This window comes from Dactylosporangium sp. NPDC005555, assembly GCF_040605635.1.
In the GTDB taxonomy this organism is placed as follows: domain Bacteria; phylum Actinomycetota; class Actinomycetes; order Mycobacteriales; family Micromonosporaceae; genus Dactylosporangium.
In genome coordinates this window covers 75,154-86,829 of sequence record NZ_JBEXDG010000046.1, presented here as the reverse complement: position 1 = coordinate 86,829, position 11,676 = coordinate 75,154, and the positions used below count along the sequence as shown (strand labels likewise).

At 73.6% G+C, this 11,676-nt stretch carries 8 protein-coding genes; 5 read left to right on the top strand and 3 right to left on the bottom strand.

From position 1 onward, the window contains the following. The first annotated feature begins 419 nt into the window (after positions 1 to 419). A complete protein-coding gene (locus ABZS58_RS36890; RefSeq protein ID WP_354787979.1) occupies positions 420 to 1,235 on the top strand; it encodes a hypothetical protein in 816 nt (271 codons plus the stop codon). A gap of 5 nt (positions 1,236 to 1,240) precedes the next feature. Next, positions 1,241 to 4,534, top strand: a complete 3,294-nt coding sequence (fxsT, locus tag ABZS58_RS36885; RefSeq protein WP_354787977.1) for an FxSxx-COOH system tetratricopeptide repeat protein — start codon at positions 1,241 to 1,243, stop codon at positions 4,532 to 4,534. Positions 4,535 to 4,558: 24 nt separating this feature from the next. On the opposite strand, the gene ABZS58_RS36880 is transcribed toward fxsT, so the two are convergent. From ABZS58_RS36880 to ABZS58_RS36870, 3 genes are all read right to left on the bottom strand, one after another. Next, on the bottom strand, positions 4,559 to 6,616 hold the full coding sequence (locus ABZS58_RS36880) for an HEXXH motif domain-containing protein (protein WP_354787976.1): 2,058 nt from the start codon (positions 6,614 to 6,616) through the stop codon (positions 4,559 to 4,561). Between the two features lie 18 nt (positions 6,617 to 6,634). Then, a complete protein-coding gene (locus ABZS58_RS36875) occupies positions 6,635 to 6,820 on the bottom strand; it encodes a hypothetical protein (RefSeq protein WP_354787974.1) in 186 nt (61 codons plus the stop codon). Positions 6,821 to 6,974: 154 nt separating this feature from the next. Next, positions 6,975 to 8,090, bottom strand: a complete 1,116-nt coding sequence (locus ABZS58_RS36870) for a hypothetical protein (RefSeq protein WP_354787972.1) — start codon at positions 8,088 to 8,090, stop codon at positions 6,975 to 6,977. 44 nt (positions 8,091 to 8,134) lie between these two features. On the opposite strand from ABZS58_RS36870, the gene ABZS58_RS36865 reads away from it, so the two are divergent. From ABZS58_RS36865 to ABZS58_RS36855, 3 genes are read left to right on the top strand one after another with little or no spacing between them, the layout of a single operon-like run. Further along, the gene (locus ABZS58_RS36865; protein ID WP_354787971.1) at positions 8,135 to 10,447 is read left to right on the top strand and encodes a CHAT domain-containing protein; all 2,313 of its coding nucleotides are present in this window, start codon (positions 8,135 to 8,137) and stop codon (positions 10,445 to 10,447) included. An 11-nt stretch (positions 10,448 to 10,458) separates the two neighbouring features. Then, positions 10,459 to 10,977 (top strand): trypco2 family protein, encoded by a 519-nt coding sequence (locus tag ABZS58_RS36860; protein WP_354787969.1) that lies wholly within the window; start codon positions 10,459 to 10,461, stop codon positions 10,975 to 10,977. Between the two features lie 34 nt (positions 10,978 to 11,011). Beyond that, on the top strand, positions 11,012 to 11,587 hold the full coding sequence (locus ABZS58_RS36855) for a hypothetical protein (RefSeq protein WP_354787967.1): 576 nt from the start codon (positions 11,012 to 11,014) through the stop codon (positions 11,585 to 11,587). The last annotated feature ends 89 nt before the right edge of the window (positions 11,588 to 11,676 follow it).

Genomic DNA, 11,676 nt, shown 5'->3' with positions numbered 1-11,676 from the left:
GTGACCTGTTCGCGGCCGCCACCATCGCCACCCGCACCCCTGGCCGGACACCGGCCACGAATGTGGGTGATGGTTCCAGCGTCACAACAACAACAACAACAGCAGTGCTGCCAGTGACGCTCACGCACCGTCGAGCAGGACGGCACCTCCCCGGTGCCGGACTGTCCCGGCGTGACCCACGCCGCCACCCATCACACCGACCGCCACCATCAACGGTGGCGGCCGGTGCGGCACAGGGGACGGTACGGGTCGGTTGGCCGGCTGAGGCCCGCCCCACCACCAGCACCCCGGTGGGGAGTCGCTCGACCGCACCCTGCGGCGAGGAACCACAACACCACCAAACCGGTGAACGTTAGTGGTCACAGCACTAGACTTCGCGGCGCCCGTCCCGGTCGCCCCGTCCACCGTTCGGAGGTCCCGTGCCGCCCCGTGCCCCGTTCGACACCTGGCGGCTGGCGCTGGCCGGCACCGGATGCGGGGTCTGCGTCGACGGCCGGCACGTCGTGGCCGCCACCGCCGCCGGGCGGGCCTTCGAGGTGACCCCGGTCGTCGAGGGCTCCCCGGCGCTGACCGCCGCGGCCGTGGCGACCGGCGCGGAGGTCGTCGTGGCGCGGCTGGACGGGCCGGTGCCGGGCACCGTGCGCCCCGCCCCGCTGGCCCGGTGGGACCGGCGACGATTACGGGTCCGCGTCCCGGACGCCCACGGCTCGTACACCCGCGGCACCGTGATCCCGGACGACCTGGGCCGCCCCCGGCTCGACCTCGACACCCCGCCGCCGCAAGGTCTCGCCGGCGCGGGCGTCGCCACCGCCGACCCTGCCGGTCACGTGATCGGCGTCGTCGTCACCCCCGGGGGATTCCCCGGGATGGTCCCGATCGAGGCGGTCGCGGCGATCTGGCGACCGCTGGCGGCGCTCCTGTCGCACGATCCGCGGCCCGTACGAGCGGACGCGCACGCGCTGAGCATGATGCCGTCCTTCGCGGCGGTCCCCGCGATGGCCGAGCCCGCCGCGCGGGAGCGGATCGTGGCGGCGCTGCGGACCGATATCAGCCGGAGCGCGGATCGCAATCCGCAGGCAAACTTCGATATCCTGGGGATCTTACGTGCGTGTCTGCGGTTTCCGGGTGGCCTGGCCGAGCTGGTCGAGGTCATCAGGCTCTTTGAACAGGGATCGTCCGAGATGGCAGCCCTCGACCGTCTCATGGCCGACATTCCACCTGGGACGGTGAGGTGAGCGACATGACCATGGCACGCTCCTCCTCGGCCGGCGCGGCCCGGCGGCAGCTGAAGATCCCTGAGAAGCACCGGCTGGTCGAGGCCATCGAGGCCGTCGGCATCCTCAGCGACCAGGCGAAGCGCACGGCGGTCCTCGGCGAGCTGCGCAACGACTTCGGGTCGGCGTTCGACCCGCGGGCGTCCGGCTCGGCCAACGTCGACATCTGGTCGATCGTGAGCACCTGCGTGCAGCTCGGCGCGCTCGGCGACCTGGTGGTGCTGCTGCGCGCGTTCGGCGGTGCGTCACCCGAGTGGCAGGAGCTCAACACCCTCGTCGAGGAGCTGCTGCGGCCGCTGCCCGAAGGACGGCAGCGGGCCCGCCTGGAGGAGCTCGTCGGCACGCTCACCGCCGAGGCCCTCACCGACGTCCTCGCCGACCCGAGCCTCGCGCCTCTGCTGCCGCCGCTGCTGGAGCAGTGCACCGACGCCGTGGAGGGCCTGCGCCGCCTGGAGGAGGTCTCCGGCCCCACCGGCGACCGGGCCCAGCTGCTCTACCTGGAGCTGACCGCGCACCGGCTCGACGAGCAGGCCGCGATCGAGCTGCACCGGCTGATCGACGACCTCTGCGAGGACCTCGGCGGGCGGGCCGCGGTCAGGGAGGTCTGCGACGGGCTCTACGAGCGGGCCGCCGCACCGGACGCCGCGTCGAGTTCCCCGGACGAGGCCGCCCTCGCCCTGCTGGACGCTACTGTATCTATCGCTGGTGAAGCGACTTCGGGAGACGACGTGAACTCCATGACGGCAACCATGCCCGAGTCGGATTCGGGGCGGGTGAGCCGTCCGACCACCTGGGGTGGCGTGCCGCCGAAGAACACGCATTTCACCGGCCGCGACGAGATCCTGGAGACCATCGCCGCGGGGTTGCGCGAGCACGACCAGGCGACCCTGGTGCCGCAGCCGGTGCACGGCCTCGGCGGCATCGGCAAGACCCAGCTCGCGATCGAGTTCGCGTACCGCAACCAGTCGTTCTACGACCTCGTGTGGTGGGTGCAGGCCGACGACGACAGGTCCATCCGGCGGTCGTTCGTGTCGCTGGCCAAGCGCCTGGATCTGCCGCCGAGCGACGCGGTCGAGGACACCGTCGACGCGGTCCTGGACGTGCTGCGCCTCGGCGAGGTGCACCGCCGCTGGCTGCTGATCTTCGACAACGCCGACGATCCCGCGACGCTGCAGCCGTTCCTGCCCACGGGCAGCGGCCACGTGCTCATCACCAGCCGCAACCGCAGCTGGGCCAACGAGCGCAACGCGATCGAGGTCGACGTCTTCCGCGACGCGGAGAGCGTGGCGCTGCTGCGCGGGCGGTGGCCGGAGCTGACCGAGGAGCAGGCGCTGGAGCTCGCCGAGCGGCTCGGTCACCTGCCGCTGGCCCTGGAGCAGGCGGTCGCCGTCCATCTGCAGACCGGCATGCAGTTGCAGGAATACCTGCGCATCCTCGACGAGCACCCCACCGCGGTCCTCGCCGAGGGCACCCCGGCCGGTTACCGCACCTCGGTCGCGGTGACGCTGAGGGTGGCGTTCGAGCGGCTGCGGGAGCGGTCCGAGGCGGCCGCGCAGCTGCTGGAGCTGTGCGTGTTCCTCAGCTCGCACCCCCTCGCCGTGCCGATGCTGATGCGCGGCCGCGGCGCCGACCTGCCCGCGCCGCTGCGCGAGGTCATCCGCGACGACGCGCAGCTGCGCATGGCGGTGCGCGAGCTCGGCCGCTTCGCGCTCGCCCAGATCGACCCGGGGCGCGACCTCATCCGCATCCACGGCCTCATCGGCGCCGTCCTGCGCGACGACATGTCGCAGGAGGAGCGGGTCCGCAACGAGGCGAGCGCCCACGCCGTCCTCGGCCTGTCCAACCCGGGGCGCCCCGACGACTCGATCAACTGGCCGCAGCTGGCCCAGATCGCGCCCCACATCGTGCCGAGCGGCGCGGTCTTCTCCGACAACACCGACGCCCGCCGGGCCGTCCTCGACCAGATCCGCTACTACCTGGCGATCGGTGACTACGCCGCCAGCCGCAACCTCGGTGAGTACGCGGTCGAGATCTGGCACGGCCGGCTCGGGCCGGACAACGAGATGACGCTGATCGCCCGCCGGCACCTGGCCAACGCGTTGCGCGCCGTCGGCGAGTACGACACCGCCCGGCAGCTCAACGAGGACGTCCTGGAGCGCATGCGGCGCACCCTCACCCCCGACCACGAGCACACCCTCGCGACCGCCATGAACGTGGCCGCGGACCTGCGCCTCCTCGGCCAGTTCGAGCAGGCGAAGGAGCTCGACGAGGACAACTTCGGCCGGTACCGGCGGGTGATGGGCGAGGATGATCTGTCCACGCTCCGCCAGGCGCACAACCTGGCCGTCGACTACCGCCTGCTCGGCCTGTTCCGGCGCGCCCACGACCTCGACGAGACCACCGCCCGCCGCCGCGGCGAGATCCTGGGCGAGGACAACCCGCGGACCCTGTACTCGTACGCGAGCCTCGTGCGGGACCTGCACGGCCTCGGCGAATACCAGCGGGCGCTGTCCATGCAGCGCGACAAGCTCCGCATGCACGAGGCCCGCCTGCCGGCCAACCACAGCGAGCTGATGTTCGCCAAGCGCAACCTCGCCATCATGTGGCGCAAGACCGGCAACTACCGCCGCGCGCTGGCCCAGGCGCTGGCCAACTTCGGCGTCTACCAGACGTTCTACGGCCGCCAGCACGAGCACACGCTCGCCGCCATGCTCACCCTGATGAACGCGCTGCGCGTCAACGGGGACCTGGACGCGGCCCAGCAGCGCGGCACCGAGGCCCTGGACTCCTACCGCGAGACGTTCGGCCTCGACCATCCGTTCACCCACGCGTGCGCCGCCGACCTCGCGATCGTGCTCCGCGCGCTGGACCGGCACGACGAGGCCCGCGCCCTCACCGACGAGGCGTATGCGGGGCTGGAACGCCTCCTCGGCCCGAACCACCCGCACACCCTCTGCGCGGGCAACAACCGCAGCAACGACTACGCCGCAGCCGGTGAGTACGACCTGGCGCTGCAGACGTCGGAGCGGGTCTTCGCCGCGTCGGCCGCGGTCCGCGGCGCCGATCACCCGATGACCCTCACCTGCGCCGCCAACGTCGTGCTCGACCTCGGCAGCACCGGCGCCGACGCCCAGGCCAACCAGCTGCGCCACGAGACGCTCAACCGCATGCGCGAGCGGCTCGGCCCCGAACACCCCGAAATGATCAACACCAGTCTCGGCCGCCGGATGGAACACGACATCGAGGTCACCGCCACCTGACGGTCGCGCCGGGTGCCGGACCGGTCAGGCCGGCACCGCGTCGGACAGCCAGGCCGCGAGAGCGGACGGGCTCGCGATCCGGCCCGCGGCGCTGAGCCTGCGGTGCACGGCGACAAGGAGCTCCGGCCGTCCGTCACCGCCGAGCATCTCGGCGAGCGCGGCGTCCCCGCCGGAGATCCGGCGGCCCTCGGCGATCGCCAGGTGCACCCAGGTGTCGTCGTCCGCGGCGCCGGCGGCGATCAGGCGCAGGCACTCGTGCGCCGCGGTGGCGTAGCCGCCGGCGACCAGCCGCGCGGTCACGCTGCCGGGGTCGGCGGGCGGCTCCCCCGTGACGAACCGGCGGTGCGCCTGACCGAGCAGCGTCCCACCGGCCGACCGCTGCCGCGGCACGAGCACCGCGCCCCGCGTCGCATCCCCCGGGTCCCCGGCGAACCGGCCCGCCGGCGGTCCGCCGCCCGAATCCGAATCCCGGTCCGCGGCATCCTGGTCCGCCCTGTCCCTCGAATCGCTGCCAGCCGCATCCGGGCCTGCCGCATCCCGGCCCTCCGAAGCCCATTCGCCCAAATCCCCATCGGCGGCACCCCGGTCCGCGGCATCCCAGCCGGCCGCGTCCCGCTCCCCCGCGTCCCAGCCTGCCGCGTCCCGCTCCCCCGCGTCCCAGCCTGCCGCGTCCCGGTTTCCCGCGTCCCAGCCGGCCGCGAGGCGGTGCCCCGTGGCCCAGGCGGTCGCGTCCCGGGCCGCGGCATCCCAGTCGGCCGCGAGGCGGGCCGTTGTCGCCGGGGACGGGGGGAGGTTGCGGAGGCGCCAGTGGATGCGGTGCTCGGTGAGGAGGTCCTCCGCCACACGGCGGGCGTCGGCGGGGACGTCCACGCGCGGCCAGCCGGCGAGGGTCTCGGCGGTGCCGGTCACCACCCTCGCGCCCGACGGGGTCAGCCCCGGCGCCTGCGTGAGGACCCGGTGCGCGGCGAGCACCTGGGCCTCGACCCGGGCGAACTCGAAGCCCGCCGCCGGATCGCCGAGGCGCTCGTGGCGGGCGCGCCAGAACTCCGCGACGGCCAGGAACGCATAGACGCCGTGCAGCAGGCCGGCCAGGGGCCGGGGGTCGTCGCGCCACGGCGAGCAGTAGCGGGCGCCGGTGTCGGGATGGAACAACGTTGTCAGGTCGTGCAGGCCGTTGAGGGCGCTGTGCTGGGCCTCGTGCACGAGGGTGACGGCGACGTCGAGGCCGCGGCCCGGGCCGGCGAGCGCGACCGCGCCGTTGGCGTCGCGGGAGCTTGCGCTGGAGCCGGCGGCGGGGGCGGGCCGGCCGGGTGGGATCAGGCTGCGCACGGTCGCCGCGACGCCGGAGGCCCGGTCACGGTCGGTCGCGCACAGGACCGTCCAGGCCTCGCGGACCGCCGCCGCCCAGCCTTCCGCGGCGCTGTCGTCGAGGCGGTCACCGGGCGGGAACCCGTAGCCGTCGCGGTACGGGTCGAGGTCGTCGAGGTCGGCGGCGAACAGCAGCGGCGGCTCACCCGCGTACACGCGGCGCATCGGCAACCAGGAAGGGTCACCGTGGACGTCGACGGCGTGCCCGCCGGCGAACCGGAGGACCCCGCCGTCGTCGAGCGCCGCCGGCAGCACGGCATCGCCGGCGCAGGGCAGCGCCGCCCTGCCGGTCGCCGGCAGCGTCACCCCTGCCGGTCCCGCCGCGACGACGACCCGCACGTCCACCGACGCGCGGACGGCCGCGGCGAGCGCGATGTTGCCCAGGTACGCGAGGTCCCACACCGGTGGCAGGCCGGCGGACCGCAGCCGGGCGAGGCACGCCGCGGACCAGGCGCCGATCTGCGGGTGCTCCAGCAGCGCGCGCACCTCCAGGGGCGCCCGCCGTTGCACGTCGGCGAGCGCCGCGAGGTTGCCGGCGACCGAGGCCGCGGACCACACCGAGGGGTCGCGCTCGGCGGCGTCGATGACGGCCCGCAGGCGCAGCAGGTGCTTGCTGCGCTGGGCGGCCCGCAGCACGGCCAGGGCGTCCACCCCGCCGGCGCCGCGCGCGAGCCCGCTGAACTGCCCCGGGGACAGTCGGTGCAGCCTGGTCAACGACGCTCGCCGGGTTGCTCAGGAAACGACGACGCGGGGCGGGTCGAAGCCCGCGACGACCACGACACCGGCGTCGGCGTCGGCGCGGACGACGTGGTGCAGCGACCGGACGAAGACGGGATCGGACAAGGTGCGAAGTGTGTCGATGTCGATGTCGGACAGATCCACCAGCTCGGTGGGCACATCCGGCTCGGATTCGCTCACGTCAACCCCCCAGGTCGCGCGGATCGGATGCCGGCTCGCGTGCTGGGCCCGCCGGCGACGTCCGGGTCGGTCCGGTCACGCGCCGATGCAACCGTCCCAACAATACGGTGTGCGTTCGCGCTTTCACAGTGCCCGACCTGGCACGTCACCCCTGTCACGCGATCCACTCCCGCTCGATGACCGCCGATGTCCGGGCCAGCCCCGCCCGGTCCGCCATGCCCAGTTCGAGGGCACCGACCAGGGCGGCTCTGCCGTCGGGATACCTGGCGCAGGTCGTGATCCAGTTGATGACGTGCGTGCGGGCGCGGTCGGCGGCGGGCACCGCGGCGCGGATGTCGCCGGGCATCAGCAGCATGATCGCCCACCGGTTCCTTGCGTCGACGAGTTCGTCGTTGAGCAGCATCGCGTCGGCGATCGCACCGATCTGCCGCAGTTCGAGCCGGCCCGGCGATCCGCCGGTGGCGGTGACGAGCTGCCCTTCCATGCCGGGGCCGGACAGCGACAGGTACGCCGGCACCTGCGTCGTCGCACCGCCGGCCCGCCGCCGGCGGAACCGCTCGTCGAGGGCCTTGGCGAGGGCCGCGCCGTCCAGTGCCTCCGCCAGCGTCGCGCCGTCCTGCCCGATGCCGGACCGCAGCTCATCGAGCACCGCGGCGGAGAACACGCCCGTGCCGCGCGCGGTGAGGTTCGCGGCCCCCTGGCCGGTGCTCGCCGCGAGCAGGACCTGCTGCTCCAGCACGACGGTCTCGTGCCCGGCGGAGAAGCGCTCCGCCGGCAGGCGCGCCACCAGCCGCAGCTCGTCGACAAGCCGTTGACATGCGTCGATGACCAGCAATTGCCGCGGGTGTCCGCTGTACCGGTCCGACGACAGCAGGTCCAGCAACGCCACGAGGTCGAGGTTGCGCTTGTCCGCCTCGGTGGCGTCGGCGTAGAACAGCCGGCGGGTGCGTTGCGCGTCGACGATGCCGTGGCCGCCCCAGTACACGAACAGCAGCTCGCTCTCCAGGGCCGGCAGCGTCCTGGTCAGCAGGTCCCGCACGGTCCCCTGGTCCGGGGTGCGCACCGGCAGGCCCAGCTCGTCGAGGTGCCGCTCGCTGTCTGGCAGGGCGGTCGCGAGCACGTGCATCCGGTCGGGTGGCACACCTTGCGACCGCAGCCAGCGGGCGAAGCGCACCGCGTCCGCGGCCGGCCCGGGCAGCGCCCATCCGGTCCCGGCGTCATACCGCTCGACACCGACGAGCACCGCGGTGACACGCTCTGGACGGAGCATTCGCATACCGTAACGTGCGAGCTGTCGACGCGGAGGGAGGCGGCATGGGAATCGATCCGCGGGCGGTGCCGCTGCACGACCCGGCCGGCCCGGTGGCCACCGGCATCCTGATCGACGACCACCACATGCTGACCTGCGCGAGCGCGGTGGCCGGCCGTCGGCTGCGGGCCGAGCTGGCCTACGGATGGGTCGACATGGAGGCGGTGAGGGCCTCTGCCGGGGACGACCTGGCGGTGCTCCGTCTGCTCCGCCCGGCCGGCCTCCCGGCGGCGCACTTCGCGCCGATGGCTCCGGCGTCTCCGCTGAGGGTGCGGATCATCGACCAGGTCAGCCACGGCTTGCTGATGGGAGTGACCATCGGGCCTGCGTGGCATCGACCCGACCGGGCGATCGTCGATCTTGATCACGGTCGGCACGCCGCCGATCAGGAGCGCAGCCCACTGCTGGGCGCACCGGTGGTCGACCCGGTCACCGGGGAGGTCCTCGGCGTGGCTGTCGGACTGAGCGGCCGCACCGCCACAATCGTGCCGGCGCAGGCGGTCCATCGTTTCTGGCCCGTGCTGCGCGGCCGCCGCGACGAGGCCTTGGACAGGGCGGCGCAGGACCTCGCGGAGATGGTCGCGGCGCTGGTGCCGATGGCGGACCAGGCCGTCTGGGACGGTCTCTTCACCGAGCTGGGCCTTCCGGACCGTTCCGTCAAGGCCCTGGCCCGGGCGGTCGGGCAGAGCCCGGTGGCGGTGTTCACCGTCGCCCGCTACGTCGACGGCGTCGACGGGTCCAGTGCCGCGTCGCGCGACGTCATGGCCGCCGTCAGTGCGCTGCTGGCCCTGCGGTCGGACCTTGTGCCGGCCTCCGTCCGGCCACGAGACCCGGTCGGCGAGCGCAACCTGCCGCCCGACGGGGAGGGCGGTGCGCACCACCTCGTGTGCGACGCGCCGTCGGCGGTGCGGGTGGGCGCGCACTTCAGCGTCGTCGCGCAGATCACCGCCGAGGCGCCCGCCCACGGCCGGCCCGGCGCCCCGCTCGCGGCGCCCGCGGCCGGTCCCGTCACCATCCTGATCGGCGTCGACAGCGGTCTCGTGACGCTCGACGAGACCGAGTTCACCGTGCAGGTGCCCGAGCGCGGCGACGCCCCGCCGGTGCGCTTCGCGGTGCGCGCCGAGGCGCACGGCCTGCTGCACGTGCGGGTCAGCGCGTGGGCCGGCGGCACGCCGCTCGCCACGGTCACCTGCCAGGTGTCAGCCGAGGCGGATCCGGCCTCGGCCCGGCGCCGGACGCAGGGCGCCGCGATCGGGTCGGTGCTGCCGCGCACCGGCGAGGTGACGCTGCTCGTCGAGCCCGACGGCGACCGGTACGCCTTCCGGCTCATGGCACCGCCGAGCTTCTACTCCTCCAGGGTGCTGGGCCCGTCGCTGGTGACCGACCCGGGCCCGGCGCTCGGCGCCACGATCGAGACGCTGCGCCGGATCATCATGCAGGAGGCCGGATACACCGCCGGCAACGCCTACCGCTGGGTCCGGGAGACCGGGGTCGGCCTGTGGCAGGAGCTGGTGCCCGACGTCATCAAGGACCAGTTCTGGCAGCTGCGGGACGAGATCGGCGCGTTCTCGATCGTCTGCGGCGACGACCGGTTGCCGTGGGAGCTGCTGTACCCGCTCGCCCCCGGCCACGACGAGGGCTTCCTGGTGGAGCAGTTCCCGGTGCTGCGGCAGGTCGCCGACCACCGGCGGGCGCCGGTCATCCGGCTCGGCAACGCGCGGTACGTCGTGCCGCCGAACCCTCCGGTGCACGCCGGGGACGAGATCGCCAGGGTGGACCGTCTGCTGACCGCGGCGGGCGTCAGCACGGTGCCGGAGCCGATCCCGGCGCTGGACGCCCTGCTCGCCGTCATCGACGGCGGCGACGCGGGCCTGCTGCACTTCGCCTGCCACAACGGCTTCTCCGTCGACGGCGGCGGGTCGTCGATCAAGATGGACGGCGGCGCGTTCGTCCCGGCGATGCTCAACAGCGCGCGGGTCGAGCGGCGGCTCACCGACCGGCACCCGCTGATCTTCCTCAACGCCTGCCACACGGCCCGGTCCGCGCCGTACTTCACCCGGATGATGGGCTGGGCCGGGCAGTTCATGGCGGCCGGCGCCGGCGCGTTCGTCGGCACGCTGTGGCCGGTGGAGAGCCGCCAGGCGGGCCTCTACGCGGAGGCGTTCTACGCCGCGCTGCTCGCCGACCGGGATCTCGGCGCGGCGAGCCTGGAGGCCCGCCGCGCCATCAGGGACACCGCGGACCCGTCCTGGCTGGCGTACTCGACCTACGGCGACCCGCACGCCGTCGGCGTGACCGGCCCGTCCGACCACCATTGAGGAGCCCATCCATGCATGTCACCGAGCACGGCGCGTCCGTCGAGGAGCTCATCGACACGGTGAAGCGGTCCATCAAGGCCGCGAACCTGTCCAGCACCGACGGCGGACGGGACCTGCGGGTCGGCACCGTCGACCTGCACCTCAACGTCGTGGCGACGAAGACCTCGGGCGGCGGCGTCGACTTCCGCATCCCGTTCATCGGCATGCAGGTGAAGCTCGGCGGGAAGGTGACCCGCAAGGACACCCACGCGGTGAAGGTGTCGCTGACGCCACCGGCACCGACCGGCCGGCAGGTCCGCGACGACGACATCGAGTCGGTGTTCCTCGACGCGGTCCGCACGATCCGGGCGACGATGGTGCGCGCCGCCGGCGGCGACGACCCGTTCGTGCTCAAGGAGAGCTCGGTCGGGATCACGTTCGCGATCACCCAGGAGGGCTCCATCACGCTGGGCGTCGACGGCAGCTTCGCCGACGACGTGACCCACACGCTCACCATCACGCTGGTCCCGGCGGTTGCGGAGGGCCGCTAGCATCGCGGCTGCCTTCGGCGAAGGGGACCACGACATGCGACCCATCGGATTCGCGCTGCTGCTCGCCGCGGCGGCGCTCACCGGCTGCTCGGGCGGCACCGCCGCCGACCCGGCACCGTCTCCACCCGCGGCCACGCAGGCAGCGACGCAGACCGCCGCGGCGGCGAGCGCGACAGCCGTGGCGGCGACGCCCGGCTGCGAGTTCTATCAGGCCGCCGACGCGCGGGCGGTGCTCGGCGGCGAGCTCAAGGGCCCGGCGAAGTTCACCGACAACGAGCCCGGCAAGACCGACACCAGGTTCAACTCGTGTGTGTACTGGTCCGCCGACGACCAGCGGTATGCCAACGTCGGCTACCGCAAGGCGCTCACGGCGGCCGGCGCCACCGACAACCGCAAGCAGTTCACCAGCCAGCGGACCGGCGACGCGGCCGCGGTCGCGGGGGTGGGCGGCGACGCCTACTGGGACACCCCGAACGGTCAGGTCCTCGTGCTCGTCGGCGACGACCTGCTCGTCATCTCCACCGGCGTCAAGGACGCGCCGAAGGAGGGCCGCAGCCGCACCGACACGGAGAAGCTCGCCAAGCTCGTCGTCTCCCACCTGCCCGCATAGCACTTGAGCCGGGCGGCGCAAGTTCGTCCCAAGTGATCCGTAAGGTCGCTGCCGCAGTTTCGGGGCAGCGACCTTACGACTTCCCGGGA